Origin of the sequence: Aeromonas sp. A35_P, assembly GCF_002259925.1 — a bacterium.
In the GTDB taxonomy this organism is placed as follows: domain Bacteria; phylum Pseudomonadota; class Gammaproteobacteria; order Enterobacterales; family Aeromonadaceae; genus Aeromonas; species Aeromonas dhakensis.
Window position 1 is genome coordinate 1 of record NZ_NEVB01000259.1, and the last position, 18,125, is coordinate 18,125.

At 62.9% G+C, this 18,125-nt stretch carries 14 protein-coding genes; 2 read left to right on the forward strand and 12 right to left on the reverse strand.

Going from position 1 to position 18,125, the window contains the following annotated elements; genetic code table 11:
* A partial coding sequence (asnA, locus tag CAK78_RS21825; protein ID WP_217900840.1) for an aspartate--ammonia ligase occupies window positions 1-949 on the forward strand: 949 nt, incomplete at its 5' end.
* A 212-nt stretch (window positions 950-1,161) separates the two neighbouring features.
* On the opposite strand, the gene CAK78_RS21830 is transcribed toward asnA, so the two are convergent.
* From CAK78_RS21830 to rluD, 4 genes are all read right to left on the reverse strand, one after another.
* Window positions 1,162-1,986 carry an MBL fold metallo-hydrolase gene (locus tag CAK78_RS21830; RefSeq protein ID WP_094698683.1) on the reverse strand — a complete coding sequence of 275 codons (825 nt, stop codon included), beginning with the start codon at window positions 1,984-1,986 and terminating at the stop codon, window positions 1,162-1,164.
* Window positions 1,987-2,044: 58 nt separating this feature from the next.
* Complete coding sequence (gene clpB, locus CAK78_RS21835) at window positions 2,045-4,618, reverse strand: ATP-dependent chaperone ClpB (protein WP_094698684.1); 2,574 nt, start codon at window positions 4,616-4,618, stop codon at window positions 2,045-2,047.
* Between the two features lie 173 nt (window positions 4,619-4,791).
* The gene (gene pgeF / locus CAK78_RS21840) at window positions 4,792-5,529 is read right to left on the reverse strand and encodes a peptidoglycan editing factor PgeF (protein ID WP_094698685.1); all 738 of its coding nucleotides are present in this window, start codon (window positions 5,527-5,529) and stop codon (window positions 4,792-4,794) included.
* A 119-nt stretch (window positions 5,530-5,648) separates the two neighbouring features.
* On the reverse strand, window positions 5,649-6,629 hold the full coding sequence (rluD, locus tag CAK78_RS21845) for a 23S rRNA pseudouridine(1911/1915/1917) synthase RluD (protein WP_094698686.1): 981 nt from the start codon (window positions 6,627-6,629) through the stop codon (window positions 5,649-5,651).
* 108 nt (window positions 6,630-6,737) lie between these two features.
* Between rluD and CAK78_RS21850 the strand changes: the two genes are divergently transcribed.
* On the forward strand, window positions 6,738-7,502 hold the full coding sequence (locus CAK78_RS21850; protein WP_094698687.1) for an outer membrane protein assembly factor BamD: 765 nt from the start codon (window positions 6,738-6,740) through the stop codon (window positions 7,500-7,502).
* 139 nt (window positions 7,503-7,641) lie between these two features.
* On the opposite strand, the gene CAK78_RS21855 is transcribed toward CAK78_RS21850, so the two are convergent.
* The 8 genes from CAK78_RS21855 to CAK78_RS21890 form a co-directional block, all read right to left on the reverse strand.
* Window positions 7,642-8,970, reverse strand: coding sequence for a CoA-disulfide reductase (locus CAK78_RS21855; RefSeq protein WP_094698688.1), 1,329 nt, complete (start codon window positions 8,968-8,970; stop codon window positions 7,642-7,644).
* Between the two features lie 78 nt (window positions 8,971-9,048).
* Window positions 9,049-10,449, reverse strand: a complete 1,401-nt coding sequence (locus tag CAK78_RS21860) for an L-cystine transporter (protein WP_017779299.1) — start codon at window positions 10,447-10,449, stop codon at window positions 9,049-9,051.
* Window positions 10,450-10,615: 166 nt separating this feature from the next.
* Window positions 10,616-11,923, reverse strand: a complete 1,308-nt coding sequence (locus tag CAK78_RS21865) for an L-cysteine desulfidase family protein (protein WP_176452889.1) — start codon at window positions 11,921-11,923, stop codon at window positions 10,616-10,618.
* Window positions 11,924-12,238: 315 nt separating this feature from the next.
* Window positions 12,239-12,991, reverse strand: a complete 753-nt coding sequence (locus CAK78_RS21870; protein WP_017781197.1) for a substrate-binding periplasmic protein — start codon at window positions 12,989-12,991, stop codon at window positions 12,239-12,241.
* A 96-nt stretch (window positions 12,992-13,087) separates the two neighbouring features.
* Window positions 13,088-14,572 (reverse strand): Re/Si-specific NAD(P)(+) transhydrogenase subunit beta, encoded by a 1,485-nt coding sequence (gene pntB / locus CAK78_RS21875; protein WP_094698690.1) that lies wholly within the window; start codon window positions 14,570-14,572, stop codon window positions 13,088-13,090.
* 11 nt (window positions 14,573-14,583) lie between these two features.
* Entirely contained in the window at window positions 14,584-16,110 is a 1,527-nt protein-coding gene (gene pntA / locus CAK78_RS21880) for a Re/Si-specific NAD(P)(+) transhydrogenase subunit alpha (RefSeq protein WP_010635814.1), read from the reverse strand.
* 507 nt (window positions 16,111-16,617) lie between these two features.
* Window positions 16,618-17,805, reverse strand: a complete 1,188-nt coding sequence (gene yqhD / locus CAK78_RS21885) for an alcohol dehydrogenase (protein WP_094698692.1) — start codon at window positions 17,803-17,805, stop codon at window positions 16,618-16,620.
* 18 nt (window positions 17,806-17,823) lie between these two features.
* Window positions 17,824-18,125 (reverse strand): transposase (locus tag CAK78_RS21890; protein ID WP_141214218.1); only part of this gene is annotated, 302 nt, incomplete at its 5' end.

The following is an 18,125-nucleotide window of genomic DNA, read 5'->3' on the forward strand; positions in this document are numbered from 1 at the left end:
CAAAGAGATGTTCTCCCGCCAACTCGCCCAGCAGCTGGGTCTGATGGAGGTACAAGCCCCCATCCTGAGCCGGGTCGGTGATGGCACTCAAGACAACCTCTCTGGCCACGAGAATGCGGTGCAGGTCAAGGTGAAGACCCTGCCGCAGCACAGCTACGAAGTGGTGCACTCACTGGCCAAATGGAAGCGCCAGACCCTGGGCCGCTTTGGCTTCGGTCCGGGCGAAGGCATCTACACCCACATGAAGGCACTGCGTCCGGACGAGGATCGCCTCACCCCCATCCACTCCGTCTACGTGGATCAGTGGGACTGGGAGAAGGTGATGCCGAGCGAGCGCCGCGATCTGGCCTACCTGCAGGAGACGGTGCGCGGCATCTGGGCCGCCATCAAGGCCACCGAGCGCGCGGTCTGTGCCGAGCATGAGCTGACCCCCTTCCTGCCGGCCGAAATCCAGTTCGTGCACAGCGAAGAGCTGCTGACCCGCTACCCGGACCTCGACGCCAAGGGGCGCGAGCGCGCCATCGCCAAGGAGCTGGGTGCCGTGTTCCTGATCGGTATCGGCGGTGCCCTCTCCCACGGTGAGCGCCACGACGTACGCGCCCCGGACTACGACGACTGGAGCAGCCACAGCGAGCTGGGCCTGGCAGGGCTGAACGGCGATATCCTGGTGTGGAACCCGGTGCTGCAGGACAGCTTCGAGATCTCCTCCATGGGGATCCGGGTCGACGCCGAGGCGCTGCGCCGCCAGCTCGCCATCACAGGTGACGAGGATCGCCTGCAGTACGACTGGCACCAGGATCTGCTGGCAGCCCGGATGCCGCAAACCATCGGCGGCGGCATCGGCCAATCCCGTCTGGCCATGCTGCTGCTGCAAAAAGAGCACATCGGCCAGGTCCAGGTCGGCGTCTGGCCGGCCGAGATGAAGGCCGCCGTGCAGGGCATGCTGTAACGAATGAAGGCCAGGCCGGCGCGATCGCCGCCGGCATGGCAACAAGCAAGTGGCCGTCGGGGTTGAGCGAGCGCATCCCCGGCAGGCTGTAAGCGGCAAGACCGGCAGCGGCCTTGCTTCGCCATCGGGGGCTTGCCCCTGCGACCCGCTCAACCCACGTCAGGTCGCTTCACTACATTCCTCCCGGCAATCTTCGGATTGCCGTTTTTTTTTTACGCCGAAAACCGGTATTCGAAACCGGCTCCGATCTGGCACTGGCGCGGCAGATCCGCTTTCCTGCTGCCGGTGCAGTGGCAGGCAAACAGCTTCTCCACCGCCTCCTCCTGCAGATAGGCGCCGAGCGCCGCCGCCCGCTGCGGACCGGAAAACTTCAGGTGCAGGCCGCCGATGACGGCGTGGATCCGCTCATCGCCACACACCTCCCTGGCCCGTTCGATGATGTTCTCGGGCCCGGCGTGACCACAGCCGATAAAGACGATGAGCCCCTGTTCACTCTTGTAGACCAGCGCCGAGTCGTCGCTGATAAGGTCTTTCTCCACCCGCCCACCCCGCATGATGTAGCCAAGCAGCGAGGGGGCGGCCCGCTCGCGCCGCGCAATGCTGCCTAGGAACACCAGACGCTCCGAGAGCCACACCGGCTCGGCCGAGCAGTGGGGGAGCAAGCCTCTGGCCGCCAGCGACTCCCGTTCCAGCCCTCCCGACAGGCGATAGAGGTTGCGCCGCCAGAAGGGAAGCGGCAGGAAGTAGCCCCGCTCGCAGAACACGTCCGGACAGGCGATGAGAGGAATGGGAGTCGGATAGACGGGCAGCGAGCCTATCCCGCCCACATGGTCGTAGTGACCGTGAGAGAGCACCACATGGGTGAGCGAGGCGAGATCGACCCCCATCACGGCGGCGTTGTGGCGCAGCGCCCGGCCACGGCCGCTGTCAAACAGCACCCTGAGGCCGTCGCACTCCAGCAGCAACGACAGCCCCTTCTCGGGCAGACAGCCAGGCAGATGGACATCGTCATCCACCAGTACGGAAAAGGTGAGCATTCAATTACCCCTCAAAAAAAACGCAGGCTCGGGGCCTGCGTTTTTATCAGCGATCCAGTTATTGGGTCATGGTCAGGCCGTTGCTGTCGGCCCCCAGCACCAGTTTCTTGCCCGGAACGATGCGGCCGGAGAGCAGCGCCTGCGCCAGCGGGTTCTCCACCTTGTGCTGGATCGCCCGCTTGAGGGGACGCGCCCCGTAGACGGGGTCGAACCCGGCGTGGACCAGCTTGTTCAGCAGTGCTTCGCTCACCTCCACCTCGTAACCCTGGGCCTCCAACCGGCTCATCAGGCTCTTGAGCTGGATGCGGGCGATGGACTTGATGTGCTCCTCGCCGAGCGGGTGGAACACCACTGTCTCGTCGATCCGGTTGATGAACTCCGGCCGGAAACTGCGGGCCAGCACCTCCATCAACATGGCCTTCATCTCGTCGTAATCCTTCTCGGAGTGGTGCTCCTGAATGAGATCCGATCCCAGGTTGGAGGTCATGATGACCACGGTGTTGCGGAAGTCCACGGTGCGACCCTGACCATCGGTCAGGCGGCCGTCATCCAGCACCTGCAGCAGGATGTTGAACACATCGGGGTGGGCCTTCTCCACCTCGTCCAGCAGGATCACCGAATAGGGGCGACGGCGCACCGCCTCGGTCAGATAACCGCCTTCTTCATAACCCACGTAGCCGGGAGGCGCCCCCACCAGACGGGCCACGCTGTGTTTCTCCATGAACTCGGACATGTCGATCCGCACCATGGCGTCCTGGGTATCGAACAGGAACTCGGCCAGCGCCTTGCACAGCTCGGTCTTGCCCACCCCGGTGGGCCCGAGGAACAGGAAAGAACCGATGGGGCGGTTCGGGTCCGAGAGACCTGCGCGGGAGCGGCGAATGGCGTTGGAGACCGCCTCGACCGCCTCCTCCTGGCCGATCACCCGGCTATGCAGCTGATCTTCCATCCGCAGCAGCTTCTCGCGCTCCCCTTCCAGCATGCGGGCCACCGGGATACCGGTCCAGCGCGCCAGCACGTCTGCGATCTCCACGTCGGTGACCCGGTTGCGCAGCAGGCTGGTCTCCTGCATCTCGGCCTGGGTGGCGAGATCCAGCTGTTTCTCCAGCTCCGGAATGCGGCCGTACTGCAGCTCGGACATGCGGCCCAAGTCCCCTGCGCGGCGAGCCACGTCGAGATCCTGACGGGCCTGCTCCAGCGCCGCCTTGATGTGCTGGGTGCCGGCGAGGGCGGCCTTCTCGGCCTTCCACACCTCTTCCAGCTCGTTGTATTCCCGATCTTTTTCACCTATCTCCTGGTTGATGAGCTCGAGCCGTTTGCGGCTGGCGTCGTCATCCTCCTTCATCAGCGCCTGCTGTTCGAGTTTCAGCTGGATGATGCGCCGCTCGAGCCGGTCGAGGGACTCGGGCTTGGAGTCGATCTGCAGCCGGATGCTGGCCGCCGCCTCGTCGATGAGGTCGATGGCCTTGTCCGGCAGCTGACGATCCGCGATGTAGCGGTGCGACAGCTGTGCCGCCGCCACGATGGCGGGGTCGGTGATCTGCACGTGGTGGTGCAGCTCGTAGCGCTCCTTCAGGCCGCGCAGGATGGCGATGGTATCCTCCACGCTCGGCTCTTCCACCAGCACCTTCTGGAAGCGGCGCTCCAACGCGGCATCCTTCTCGATGAACTGGCGATATTCATCGAGCGTGGTAGCCCCGACACAGTGCAGTTCGCCCCGCGCCAGCGCCGGTTTGAGCATATTGCCCGCGTCCATGGCGCCTTCACCCTTGCCGGCGCCGACCATGGTGTGCAGCTCGTCGATGAAGAGAATGACGTTGCCCTCCTCCTTGGCCAGATCGTTCAGCACCGCCTTGAGCCGTTCCTCGAACTCGCCGCGATACTTGGCACCGGCCACCAGGGCCCCCATGTCCAAGGAGAGCACCCGCTTGTTCTTGAGCCCCTCCGGCACCTCGCCGTTGATGATGCGCTGGGCCAGCCCCTCGACGATGGCAGTCTTGCCGACACCGGGAGCCCCGATCAGCACCGGGTTGTTCTTGGTGCGGCGTTGCAGCACCTGGATGGTGCGGCGAATTTCGTCATCCCGGCCGATCACCGGGTCGAGCTTGCCGATCTCGGCCCGCTCGGTCAGATCGATGGTGTACTTCTCCAGCGCCTGACGATTCTCCTCGGCGTTGGCATCCTCCACCTTCTTGCCGCCACGCACCTTGTCGATGGCCGCTTCGAGTTTCTCCTTGGTCAGCCCCTGGGCACGCAGCAGTTCGCCCAGCGTCCCCTTCTCGTCGAGGGCCGCCAGCACGAACAGTTCGGAGGAGATGAACTGATCCTTGCGCTGCTGGGCCAGCTTGTCGCAGACGTTGAGCAACCGGCCGAGGCCGTTGGAGAGCTGCACGTCCCCCTCCACGCCGCTGACACGCGGCAGGCGGTCGAGTTCTTCACCCAGACGCGAACGCAGGGCATTGATGTCCAGCCCGGTCAGGGTCAGCAACGGGCGAATGGAGCCGCCATCCTGGTTGACCAGGGCGGTCATCAGGTGAACGGGTTCGATGAATTGGTGGTCACGACCCAGCGCAAGAGACTGGGCATCGGAAATAGCAATCTGGAATTTGCTGGTCAGGCGATCGAGGCGCATTGCACTCCCCCTTCAAACAGGCAGACGCCGCTTGCGCGGCAAACAACATAACTTTCTGAGATGAAAGATGAGGCCCGTACGGACTATTTCAAGGGGCGGGGCTGGTTATTTTTTCTGCAGATGCTGGCGTGAGGGGATCACGGCCCCTTGGCAAACAAGGGGCCGCTCAGTGTTTATTCGGCCAGCCAGATGATGGAGGCCATACGGCCGGTCTGGCCGTCGCGACGATAAGAGTAGAACTGCTCGCTGTCGCTGAAGGTACAGTAGTCACCGCCATAGACGGCGGTGACGCCGGTGCGGGCGAGGCGCAGGCGGGCCAGCTGGTAAATGTCCGCCAGCCACTTGCCCTCGTTGGGCGAAGGCACAAACGCTGCCTCTGCTGCAGCCTGCTCCGCCATAAAGGCCTCGCGCACCTCGCCACCCACTTCAAACGCAGTGGGGCCGATGGCCGGACCGAGCCAGGCCAGGATCTCGCCCGGCTCGCAGCCCATGGCGGCGATGCTCGCCTCCAGCACGCCCCCCTGCAGCCCGCGCCAGCCGGCGTGAGCGGCAGCCACCACGGTGCCGGCCCGATCGCTGAACAGCACAGGCAGGCAGTCGGCGGTCATCACGATGCAGGCCTGACCCGCGTCTCGGGCGCAGGCGGCATCCGCATCCGGTGCGCAGCCATAGTCGCTGCTGACGGGATGCACCGCGGTGCCGTGCACCTGATTGAGCCAGTTGAGAGTGCCGGGGATGGAGGCCGCCTGCTGCAGCCGGGCCCGGTTGGTCTCGACCCTGGCCGGTTCGTCCCCCACGTGGGCCCCCAGGTTGAGGCCGGCAAAGACCCCCTCGCTGACGCCGCCGTCACGGGTGGTCGACAGGGCTCTGACTTTGGCCGGGGCCGGCCAGTCGGGTTCGATCCATTTCATCTGTGGCTCCTTTCGTTCATATGAAAACGGGGCCCCTTGGCTGCAACCAGTCAAGGGGCCCCGTTTCGAATCATGCAGGGCAGGTTACGGCAGGAGTCGTCGCAGAGCCGCCCTTTTCATCAGTTCCAGACCAGATCGTCCGGATTGGCCAGGGTATCAGCCCGCAGTACTTCCATCAGATCCAGCATGTCCTGCGGCGTGGGCGAGTGCCATTGCATCACCTCACCGGTGATGGGGTGCGCCAGCTGCAGCATGGTGGCGTGCAGCGCCTGGCGATGGAAGTTGCGCAGGGCCTCGGTCAGCTCGGGGATGGCGTTGCGCAGCGGACGCAGACGACCGCCGTAGGCCGGATCACCCACCAGCGGGTGCTTGATGTAGGCCATGTGCACACGGATCTGGTGGGTACGACCGGTTTCCAGCCGCAGCCGCAGCCGGGTGTGGCCGCGGAACTTCTCGTGCACCCGGTAGTGGGTCACGGAAGGACGGCCATTGGGCACAACGGCCATGTGGGTACGCTGGGTCGGGTGACGGCCGATGGGGGCATCGACGGTGCCGCCGGCAGTCATGTGACCGATGGCGATCGCTTCGTACTCACGGGTGATCTGGCGCGCCTGCAGCGCCTCCACCAGATGGGTCTGGGCCGGCACTGTCTTGGCGACCACCATCAGACCTGTTGTGTCTTTATCCAGACGGTGCACGATACCGGCGCGGGGCACTTCGGCGATGTCCGGGTAGCGGTGCAGCAGGGCGTTGAGGATGGTGCCATCGGGCGTACCGGCGCCCGGGTGAACCACCAGACCGGCCGGCTTGTCGATCACCAGAATGTGTTCATCTTCGTAAACGATGTTGAGCTCGATATCCTGCGCATCGAAGCGGGTGTCATCTTCCAGCTCGACATCCACATGCACCTTCTGCCCGGCCAGCACCTTCTCGCGCGGGGTATTGGCAACCTGACCATCCAGGGTCACTCTGTCCTGTAAAATCCACTCCTTGATGCGGGTGCGGGAGTAGTCTGGAAACAATTCGGCCAGGGCCTGGTCGAGTCGCTGCCCGAATTGGTGATCCTGGAATTCGCCTGTCAGTTCAATATGCTGGCTCATGTATGGTCTCTTGAGCGGGGGGTATCAATTCGAAATAATCCGGGTATTCTAGCTTTTCTTTTAGCCAAGCATAACGGATACTTTGCCAATTTCGTGGAAATGGACCGGATGTTGTTGATAGGAAAGAAGTCTCACCTGCTGATGTCACTCGCCTTGGTCGCTACCTTGATCACAGGCTGTTCCAGCACCAAACCCAAGGTACCGGACGAACCGCCGGAGACCCTGTACCAGAAAGCACGCGTCAAGCTGGATGCCGGTAACTACCTGAATGCTATCGAGTTACTGGAAGCGCTGGATTCTCGCTATCCTTTCGGCGCCTACTCCAACCAGGTTCAGCTCGACCTCATTTACGCCTACTACAAGCAGGATGACACTGCCCAAGCGATCGCCAATATCGACCGTTTTATCCGCCTCAACCCGGCGCATAAAAATATCGATTACGTCTTCTACATGCGCGGTCTGACCAACATGGCCGGCGATTACAACTTCTTCCAGGACTTCCTGGGCATAGATCGGGACGACAAAGACCCCTCCTATGCCCGTCAGGCCTTCCAGGATTTCAAGACCCTGTTGCAGAACTACCCCAACAGCGTCTACGCCGCCGATGCCCGTGCCCGCATGATCGGTCTGAAGAACCGGCTCGCCCGCTACGACCTGAGCGTGGCCGAGTACTATGTGAAGCGTGATGCGCTGATCGCCGCCGCCAACCGCGCCAAGCTGATCGTCGAGACCTATCCCGACACGGCCGAAACCGAGAAGGCGCTGGAGATCATGATCAACTCCTACGACACCCTGAAGATGCCGACCCTGGCCCAGCACGCCCGCGAAGTGCTGGCCAAGAACTACCCGGACAATCGTCTCGGTCGCAGCTGATCGCTTGCCGCACAATGAAAAACCGGAGCCTTGGCTCCGGTTTTTTTATGGGCGCTGTTCATGAACGACATGCCCCTTCACCCCGTGCCGGCGGCATGGGGAAAGACGGCGCACATCAGCCACGCCGTCATGCCTTGTATTACTTGGCAACGTTGCCCGCCACGTTGAGCACATCCCAGGTGCGGGAGAAGGGCGGCGCGTAGGCAAAGTCCAGCATGCCGAGCTGCTCCGTGGTCACCCCCATGGTGATGGCGACCGCCAGCGCATCGATGCGGTGCACCGCCCCCTTGCGCCCGAGGATCTGACCACCCAGCAGCCGCTTGCTGCCCGCCTCGTAGACCAGCTTGACGTGGATGTCGGACTGACCTGGGCAGTAGTTGGTGTGGCACTTGTCCTTGATCACCACGGTGCGATAGTCGATCCCTATCGCCTTGGCTTCCTGCTCGGAGAGGCCGGTACGGCCCGCCTCCAGCCCCAGCACCTTGAGCGCGGCAGAGCCGAGGGTGCCCGGGAATTCCTGCTCGGCGCCCGCCAGGTTCTCGCCCACCATGCGCCCCAGCTTGTTGGCGATGGTGGCGAGCGGCACATAGACCTGCTGCTGCTTCACGCCGTGCCAGACGCTGGCACAGTCGCCGGCCGACCAGACATTGGCCAGCGAGCTGCGCCCCTGCCGGTCCACCTTGATGGCGCCATTGCCGAGCCGCTCGATGCCCGTATCGGCCAGAAACTCGGTATTGGGTTTGACCCCGGTGCAGACCACCACGATGTCGGCCTCGAACTCGCCATGGCTGGTGCGCACGCCGGTCACCCGGCCATCTCCCAGCAGGGCTTCAACTCGCTCGCCAAGATGGAGAGAGACTCCCTGCTCGCGCAGCTCGGTCTCGATATGCTGGGTGATTTCACTGTCGAACGCCTCCGGGATGACCCGCTCCGCCAGCTCGATCAGGCGCACCTCCTTGCCCTGATGGACCAGCGCCTCGACCACCTCCAGCCCGATAAAGCCGGAACCGATCACAACAGCACGGGTGTTGGCCTTTTCCTGCACGGCGGCCTTGAGGGCCAGCCCGTCGGCCATGCGGCGCAGGCCGAATACCCCTTCCTGCTGCAGGCCCGGGATGGGCGGCATCACTTCGCGGGCGCCGGTGGCGATCATCAGCCGATCGTAGCGATCGGTGAAGGTGTCGCCCTGGTGCTCGACCTTCAGCGCCTGGGTGGCGGCATCCAGGCTCAACACCCGGTGGCCGGTCTTGACCTCGATCCCCTTGGCGGCGAACTGCGCCGGGGTGAACTCGGCCATGTAGCCGGGCTCCTGAAACTCGTCGCCGACGAAATAGGGCAGACCGCAGGCACCGAAGGAGATCACCTCGGACGCCTCATACACCACGATCTCAGCCTCTTTGGCCAGTCGGCGCGCCTTGGCGGCCGCACTCATGCCGGCGGCTTCGCCACCGATGATCACGATTCTCATACTTGCTCCTGTCAATGACGCAGGGAGGGCATGCCCTCCCTGTGGTTGATGGCGGAAGGGATCCCCTCCCGCGGCGGATCAGATGGTGGACTCTTCGCCGTCCAGACAGACTTCCTGCTCGCTGTTGAACACCGCCATGTCGGTCTCCCCCAGCAGACGGCTGGTGACGGTACCGGCAGTGATGGAGCCGGAGACGTTCAGCGCGGTACGACCCATGTCGATCAACGGCTCGATGGAGATGAGCAGACCGGCCAGCGCCACTGGGAAGTCCAGCGCGGAGAGCACGATCAGCGCGGCAAAAGTGGCGCCGCCACCAATGCCGGCCACCCCGAAGGAGCTGACGGTGATGATGGCGATCAGGGTCATGATGAAGCCCGGATCCATGGGGTTGACCCCCACGGTCGGCGCAATCATGACCGCCAGCATGGCCGGATAGATGCCGGCGCAGCCGTTCTGGCCGATGGTCGAACCGAACGAGGCGGCGAAGTTGGCGATCCCCTCAGGAATGCCGAGCGCCTTGGTCTGGGTCTGCACGTTCATCGGGATGGAACCCGCGCTGGTCCGGGAGGTGAAGGCAAAGGCCAGCACCGGCATGATCTTCTTCAGGAAGCGGGCCGGGTTGATGCCCACCAGCGCCACCAGCAGCAGGTGCACGGCGAACATGATGGCGATGGCACCGTAGGAGGCCAGCACGAAGTTGAGCAGGTTGATGATGTCGGCGTAGTTGGAGCCGGACACCACCTTGGTCATCAGCGCCAGCACGCCGTAGGGGGTGAGGCGCAGCACCAGGGTCACCATCCGCATCACGATGACGTGGGCCACCTGCATGAAGTGGCCGAAACTCGCGAAGATCTCCGGCTTCTTGCGGGCGATGCCGGTGGCGGAGAGGCCGATGAAGATGGAGAAGATCACCACGGCGATGGTGGAGGTCTTGCGCGCCCCCGTCATGTCGAGGAAGGGGTTGGCCGGGATGAACTCCAGCACCATCTTGGCAAAGGACATGCTCTCGACGCTGCCGAGGGTGGTCTGCAAGGCCGCCCCGCGGGCGGTTTCGGCGGCGCCTGCGGTGAGCCCCTCGGCGGTCAGGCCGAATAGGTTGGACATCAGGATGCCCGCCCCGGCGGCGATCATGGTGGTGAAGATCAGCACCCCTATGGTCATGGCGCTGATCTTGCCGAGGGCGGTGCCACCGTTGAGCTTGAGGATGGCCCCAATGATGGAGACCATGATGAGCGGAATGATGATCATCTGCAGCAGCTTCACATAGCCGCTACCGACGATGTCCAGGTAGTCGCCGGTCTGCACCAGCACGTCGGAACCGGCCCCGTAGAGCAGCTGCAGGGCGGCGCCGAACAGGATGCCCAGCCCCAGCCCCGAGAAGACCCGGCGGGTGAAGCTGACGTGGGTCTGCTGCAACCGATAGAGAAACAGCAGCAACATGGCCAGGATGGCCAGATTACCTATAACGCTAAGAGTCATGACGATATTCCCCAAAATGATCGGGCCAGGCCCGAAGTGTGCGGACGAGTGCCCAGTGCGCACTCCTCCCTGAAACCTGCCGCGTCGTGGCGGCGCGCCCCCCGGTGTGGCCGGGGTGGCGTCAACAGGCAGAAAAACGGAGGGTGGCCTGCGCCACCCTCTTGCATCACTCGGCCTTGCCTTGTTGCTTGGCCCGCATGATGTTGATGATCTCGATATCGGTATCCAGCATCCCCTGCTTGGAGAGGCGGCCCAGGTTGGCGATGGTCTGATCCACGTCGTCGGAGACAATGCCTTCACTCTGGGGGACCCGCAGATTGTTGATGGCCATCAGCGAGGATTTCACCGCTGCCGAGGTGGAGGTAGAGACCTTCATGGAACAGGCGCTGCCGGCACCGTCGCAGATGATACCGGAAACGTCGCCAATCATGTTGTTGATGCAGTGACTAATTTGCTCGAACTGACCACCCAGCAGCCAGGTGATGGCGGCCCCCGCCCCCATGGCGGCGGTGCTGGCGGCACAGAGGGCCGACAGCTTGTTCTGGTAGGTCTTGATGTAGATGGCGACCAGGTGGCTCATCACCAGCGCCCGGGTCAGCTGCTCGTCGCTCGCCCTGAGGAAGCGGGCGGCGGCGACCACCGGCATGGTGGCGGCAATGCCCTGGTTGCCGGAGCCTGAATTGGACATGGCGGGCAGCATGGCGCCATCCATCCGCGCGTCGGAGGCGGCGGAAGAGAGGCGCATGGCCAGAGTCATCAGGTCATCGGAGAGCAGCTTGCGCTCCACCTGCTCAGTGAGGATCTTGCCGATGCGCAGGCCATACCCCTGCAACCCTTCGTCCGCCAGCGCCTGGTTCATGGTGGCCGCCTCGCGGATGAAGTCGATCTCGGCCAGCGGCACCTGCAGGGCGAACTCGACAATCTCGCGCAGGGTCATGGCGGGCTTGCTGGCAGGGGCGGCCTGGATCTGCACGCCGGGGGCGCTGTCCTGCGCCATCAGCACCTCGCCATCGCGCTCCATCAGGATGATGCGGGTGTGGTCGGTACAGATCACCACCCGGGCGCTGTGGCCCTCCACCTCCGCAAGCACCTCGGCATAGAGCACGTCCGGCACGTCCTTCACGTCCACCTTGATGGCGGGCAGCAGCGCCTTGGCGGCTTCGACCTGATCCGGCGTGAGGGTCTTGAGCACCTCCAGCCCGGCATCCGGGTTGCCGCCGGTGATACCGACGGCGGCAGCCACCGGCAGCCCTATCATGCCGGTGCCCGGCACCCCGACCCCCATGCCGTTCTTGAACAGGTTGCCGCTGACCCAGACGCTGACGCGGGTCGGCACCTGCCCCAGCAGCTTGCGGCAGTTGGCCGCCGCCAGCGCCACCGACATAGGCTCGGTGCAGCCAAGGGCCGGCACCACTTCACGCTTGAGCAGGGTAATAAAGTCGGTCCATTGTGCGTTCATTGCGATGTGTCTCATGTTCATGGTGCCCGCATGGGGGCGTGTATTGTGCTGTCCGGCCCGCCGTGCAACGGCGGAGCGACATATAACCAGTATGGCGGGAGATGCCGGTCTGGCGGCAACCGAATGAGGGCCGCGCCTATGATCGGGGCCGCTGCGACGCTGGGCAATCCGATCAACTTTTGGTAACTCTAAAGCAATAGGACTCAAATAAAATTGAGCCGACTCGCTTTTTGCGCAGGCATTATGCCCCACTGGCGATGAAGTGCCACAAAATGTGAACAGGCGCACAACAGGGCGATAGCGGCCCGGTACCGCCGGTTCAAGAGGGGGTCAGAGCCCGTAGCGGGTCAGCAGGGCCTGATACTCGGGGGTCTGCTTGAAGGCCTTGAGGGCGAGGGAGAACTGATAGGCCAGCCGTTCGTTGCCGGGCCTGTGGGTAAAGGCGAGAAAGTTGCGGTTGCTCTCGGTCACCATCTTTTCGCTGTGACCGACCTGATCCTGCAGCCCCTGCCCCTTGAGCAGGTAACGGCCCACTATCTGGTTCATCACCACCGCATCCAGCCGACCCGCCATCATCAGGTGCAGCTGCTTGATCATGTTGCTCTCCCCGGTCATGGGCACCCGGGTGAACAGGGCCGAGGTCAGGAAGGGTTCGCCATAGGCGTAATCGGCCTGGGTGCCGATACGCAGCCCCTTGAGGCTCTCCAGGCTCTGATAGTCGACAGGTTTGCTGAAGGGGAAGAAGATCACTTCGCCGCTCTGGGAGAGGGGTTCATCCGGATAATGCAGCCACTCTAGCCGGCGCTCCTCGAAGAAGACGTCGACCACGGCATCGCCGCGCTGGAACCTGGCCTCCTGCAGCACCCGCTTCCAGGGCAACACCTTGACCGTGGTCTGGTAGCCCATCCGTTTGAGCACGGTGCGGGCCAGCTCAAGATCGGCACCGCCCAGACTGCCGTCGTCGAGGCGCATCACATAGGGCGGCCACAGTTCAGTGAGCAGGGTCAGGGTCGGCGGCTCGGCGGCCTGCACCAGGCTCCCCCACCAGAGACAAAACAGGATCCATCCTTTCCGCCACACCATGCCGCGCTCTCCCTCTGTGCATTGGCTGAGGATATACCAAAAAGTAAGTAATAAAAAAGGAGGCCGCAGCCTCCTTTTTGCTTTCCTCTCCAGCGCTTACAGCGCTTTCAGGATGGCCTCGACGCTGGCCTTGGCATCGCCGAACAGCATCTGGGTGTTCTCTTTGAAGAACAGCGGGTTCTGCACACCGGCATAGCCAGTGTTCATGGAACGCTTGAAGCCGATGACGTTCTGCGCCTTCCACACTTCCAGCACCGGCATGCCGGCGATGGGGCTGCCCGGATCTTCCATGGCAGCCGGGTTGACGGTGTCGTTGGCACCGATCACCAGCACGGTGTCGGTATCGCTGAAGTCTTCGTTGATTTCGTCCATTTCCAGCACGATGTCGTACGGGACTTTCGCTTCCGCCAGCAGCACGTTCATGTGGCCAGGCAGACGACCGGCAACCGGGTGGATACCGAAGCGCACCTTGACGCCGCGGTCACGCAGCTTCTGGGTGATTTCGGCAACCGGATACTGGGCCTGCGCCACCGCCATGCCGTAGCCCGGGGTGATGATGACGGAGCTGGAGTTTTTCAGCAGCTCGGCCACGTCTTCGGCGCTGGTCTCGCGGTATTCGCCCATCTCCTGGTCGGCCGTGGAGGCCACACCGTCGGAGCCGAAGCCACCGGCGATCACGGAGATGAAGGAGCGGTTCATCGCTTTACACATGATGTAGGACAGGATCGCACCGGAAGAACCCACCAGGGCACCGGTGACGATCAGCAGGTCGTTGGAGAGCATGAAGCCCGCCGCTGCCGCCGCCCAACCGGAGTAGGAGTTCAGCATGGAGACCACCACCGGCATGTCGGCGCCGCCGATGGAGGCAACCAGGTGCCAGCCGAAGGCGAAGGCGATCAGGGTCATCACCAGCAGGGCGAAGGTGGAGCCACCGGCGTTGACGAAGTGGATCATCAGCGCGATGGAGACCACCACGGCCAGCAGGTTCAGCTTGTGGCGGTGCGGCAGCATCAGCGGCTTGGAAGAGATCAGGCCACGCAGCTTGCCGAACGCCACCACGGAACCGGTGAAGGTCACCGCACCAATGAAGACGCCCAGGAACACTTCCACCAGGTGGATGTTCAGCATGGCGCCGGTCAGGTGCTCGACCTGGGCGACGCTGTTGGCCTGTTCGAAGGCGGCGCGGGCCGCGGCCAGAGTGGCATCCAGGTTGGAACCGACGGAGACCACCACTTCAGCCGGAGCAGACGGGTGCAGGTCGATGAAGCTGTTGAAGCCCACCAGCACGGCCGCCATACCCACGAAACTGTGCAGCACGGCCACCAGCTCGGGCATTTCGGTCATCTCGACCTTGAGCGCCAGACGCACGCCGATGGCACCGCCGATCACCATGGCCAGGATGATCCAGTGAACGCCACTGGTTTCCGGGTTGAATACGGTGGCGAGCAGGGCGATGGCCATACCCGCGATACCGAACAGGTTGCCATGTTTGGCCGTCTCTTGCTTCGACAGTCCCGCGAGACTGAGGATGAAGAGCACGGCGGCAACGATATAGGATGCTGTTACCAGTCTTTGAGACACGTTAAACCCCCTTAATCTTTACGGAACATCTTCAGCATGCGCTGAGTGACGGTGAAGCCGCCGAAGATGTTGATACTGGCAATCAGCACGGCGATGAAGGCCAATGCGGTGACCAGGGTCGACCCTTGCCCAATCTGCAGCAGGGCACCGACCACGATAATGCCGGAGATGGCATTGGTGACCGACATCAGCGGCGTGTGCAGGGCGTGAGAGACGTTCCACACCACGTAGTAACCGACCACACAGGCCAGGATGAATACGGTGAAGTGAGAGAGGAACGCGGCAGGCGCCACGGCAGCCACCCAGCCGAAGGCGGCGATGCCGAGGGCACCGAACACGAACTTCTTGTTGGAGGGTTTGGCCTCTTCTTTCTTGGCAGCCGGTTTGGCGGCGGCCGGCTTCTGCGGGGCGGCAGAGACGGAGATGGCGGGCGGCGGGAAGGTCACTTCACCGGCCTGGATCACCGTCATGTTGCGCTGCACCACGTCTTCGAAGTCGATGGCGACGTTGCCGTCCTTCTCCTTGCACATCAGCTTCATCAGGTTGACCAGGTTGGTACCGTAGAGCTGGGAGGATTGGGCAGGCAGACGACCCGGCAGATCGGTGTAACCGATCACCTTGACGCCGTTGTCGGTGACATGCAGTTCACCCGATACCGTGTATTCGCAGTTGCCGCCAGCCTGGGCAGCCATGTCCACGATGACGGAACCCGGCTTCATGCTGTCCACCATCTCTTTGGTGATCAGCTTGGGTGCCGGCTTGCCCGGGATCAGGGCGGTGGTGATGATGATGTCCACTTCCTTGGCCTGCTGGGCAAACAGCGCCATCTCGGCCGCGATGAACTCTTCGCTCATCACCTTGGCATAACCATCGGAGGAGGAACCATCCTCGCCGCCGAAGTCGAGCTTGAGGAATTCACCACCCATGGACTCGATCTGCTCGGCCACTTCCAGACGGGTATCGAACGCACGCACGATGGCACCGAGGGAACCGGCAGTACCGATGGCGGCCAGACCGGCGACGCCGGCACCGATCACCAGTACCTTGGCGGGCGGCACTTTACCGGCAGCGGTGATCTGGCCGGTGAAGAAGCGACCAAACTGGTGCGCGGCTTCAACGACGGCGCGATAGCCACCGATGTTGGCCATGGAGGAGAGGGCATCGAGGGACTGGGCACGGGAGATCCGCGGCACCATGTCCATCGCCATCACATTGATGTTGCGCTCGGACAGCTTTTTGACCAGCTCAGGGTTCTGGGCGGGCCAGATGAAGCTCACCAGAGTGGCACCATCTTTAATTTGTGCGATCTCGGCATCGGTCGGCGCATTGACCTTGAAGATGAGGTCGGCTTGCCAGACGCTCGGCACCACGCTGGCACCGGCAGCCTCGAAGGCGGCATCATCGAAGCTGGCCAGCAGGCCGGCACCGGCCTCGATAGCGACCTCGAAGCCGAGCTTTTTCAGCTGCTCAACGGTGGCCGGGGTCGCTGCGACCCGGGTCTCACCGGCGAGACTCTCTCTCGGTATTCCAATCTGCATGACTATTCCCTGATGGTTAATAAACAATCGCTGCCCAGTGTCGCATTTCTGGCGAAACAAGACATGACCAAAGTGCAGGTCACGGGCCCTTTGTTATGAAAATCAGTAGGCTTTACCTCAACCTCCTGTCATGGTCAGGCCCCCGCTTTTCAGGCGCGAAGGTGATTAGTATCAAATTTTGGAGTTTTATTACAACCGCAGTCCCGGCAGCGCGCGTACAGAATTCAGCCCGTCCCGGACCATGATTTAAAAAAACAAACCAAATTAGCGACTTATACCAGTAAAAAGCGCTGGAAAAAGTGATCCAACCAGTCAAAAAAAATGTTTTACCGGCCCTCTATCTTAGCGCTTTTTGTTCTTACGAAATCCGCACGGATCACAGATATCAGGCCGAAAACGAAAAAAGTAACTGTTTTGTAACAGACAAGGGGCCGTCTACCCGCCAAATAGGCGGATCCGGCCCCTGTTATTTAATCGTTTCGAAGGTGACTGACCGGTGTGCCCGGCTTACCAGGCCGCCTCATAAATATGCTGGCTCTGCACCAGGTCGATATCGCCGTGCTCGCCGATGGCGGTCATGCCGTGTTCCGCCAGCTTGCCGAGCAGGGTATCAATTCCTGCGTCCGCCACGCCGTAATCCCGCAGCCGGGTCTTGATCCCCATCCGCTCGAAGAAGTCGCGGGTGGCGGCGATGGCGCCGTCGATGCGCTCAGCCTCGCTGCCACTGCGCAGATCCCACACCCGCTCGGCGTATTGCAGCAGCTTGGCGTGTTTCTGCTGGCGCTTGGCCTGCAGCAGGGCCGGCAGCACCACCGCCAGGGTCTGGGCGTGGTCGAGGCCGTGCAGGGCGGTGATCTCGTGGCCCAGCATGTGGGTGGCCCAGTCCTGCGGCACACCGGCTCCGATCAGGCCGTTCAGCGCCAGGGTGGCACTCCACATGATGTTGGCGCGCACCTCGTAGTTTTCCGGTTCCACCAGTGCCTTGGGGCCCTCTTCCAGCAGTGCCTTGGGGCCCTCTTCCAGCAGGGTCAGCAGCAGGCCCTCGGCGAAGCGATCCTGCACCTTGGCGTTGACCGGGTAGGTGAGGTACTGCTCCAGGATGTGCACGAAGGCATCCACCACCCCGTTGGCCACCTGACGGGCCGGCAGGGTGTAGGTGAGCACGGGGTCGAGCACGGCGAAGCGCGGCATCACGAACGGCGAGAAGAAGTGCACCTTGTCGCCGGTGCTGCGCCGGGTCACCACGGCGCCCATGTTCATCTCGGAACCGGTGGCCGGCAGGGTCAGCACGGCGCCGAGCGGGATGGCGGAACGCACTTCGTTGCCCACGGTCTCGAGGATGTGCCAGGGATCCCGGGCTGGATCGTAGTGGGCGGCCGCGGCGATGAACTTGGTGCCGTCCAGCACGGAGCCGCCGCCGACGGCCAGCAGGAAGTCGACCCGCTCGGCTCGGGCCAGCTCGACCGCCCCCATCAGGGTCTCGTAGGTGGGGTTGGGCTCGATGCCGCCGAATTCAAACAGGGTCATGCCGGCCAGTTCGCTGCGGATCTGGGCCAGCAGGCCGCTGCGCACCACGCTGCCGCCACCGTAGGTGATGAGGATGCGGGCGTCGTGTGGCAGTTGGGCACGCAGCTGGGCGACCTGGCCCTTGCCGAACAGGATCTTGGTCGGGGTATGCAGGGTGAAGTTGTTCATCGACATTGCCTTTCCTGATTACCCATGACCCTCAGCCAGCTTCAAGAGCCGATATGGCATCGGAGGGCTTGCCACGACTGCATGCCCCAATTCAACCAACATGCTTTTGAGGTCAAAACGATGATTAAACCGGAAGCAGTATTCAGCAAGATGTCTCGGTAAATGCTTCGCTCCGAGCGTATGGCAACTGCCCCGCAGCGAGTTCTTCACATTCCCTATCATCGTGTTTACCCAGTTGAATGCCGGATGATCCAGCAAGTCAAGGTTGCCCCCGGTGACAACACCCAGGTGCTCACAATTGGCCTCCTTCACCGCCCTGA

What these genes read in the sequence shown, in the direction of transcription:
- CAK78_RS21850 (WP_094698687.1), top strand. Translation starts at nt 6,738, where the DNA reads ATGTTGTTGATAGGAAAGAAGTCTCACCTGCTGATGTCACTCGCCTTG.
- pgeF (WP_094698685.1), bottom strand. Translation starts at nt 5,529, where the DNA reads ATGAAATGGATCGAACCCGACTGGCCGGCCCCGGCCAAAGTCAGAGCC.
- pntA (WP_010635814.1), bottom strand. Translation starts at nt 16,110, where the DNA reads ATGCAGATTGGAATACCGAGAGAGAGTCTCGCCGGTGAGACCCGGGTC.
- CAK78_RS21870 (WP_017781197.1), bottom strand. Translation starts at nt 12,991, where the DNA reads ATGGTGTGGCGGAAAGGATGGATCCTGTTTTGTCTCTGGTGGGGGAGC.
- clpB (WP_094698684.1), bottom strand. Translation starts at nt 4,618, where the DNA reads ATGCGCCTCGATCGCCTGACCAGCAAATTCCAGATTGCTATTTCCGAT.
- CAK78_RS21865 (WP_176452889.1), bottom strand. Translation starts at nt 11,923, where the DNA reads ATGAGACACATCGCAATGAACGCACAATGGACCGACTTTATTACCCTG.
- CAK78_RS21860 (WP_017779299.1), bottom strand. Translation starts at nt 10,449, where the DNA reads ATGACTCTTAGCGTTATAGGTAATCTGGCCATCCTGGCCATGTTGCTG.
- yqhD (WP_094698692.1), bottom strand. Translation starts at nt 17,805, where the DNA reads ATGAACAACTTCACCCTGCATACCCCGACCAAGATCCTGTTCGGCAAG.
- rluD (WP_094698686.1), bottom strand. Translation starts at nt 6,629, where the DNA reads ATGAGCCAGCATATTGAACTGACAGGCGAATTCCAGGATCACCAATTC.
- CAK78_RS21855 (WP_094698688.1), bottom strand. Translation starts at nt 8,970, where the DNA reads ATGAGAATCGTGATCATCGGTGGCGAAGCCGCCGGCATGAGTGCGGCC.
- CAK78_RS21830 (WP_094698683.1), bottom strand. Translation starts at nt 1,986, where the DNA reads ATGCTCACCTTTTCCGTACTGGTGGATGACGATGTCCATCTGCCTGGC.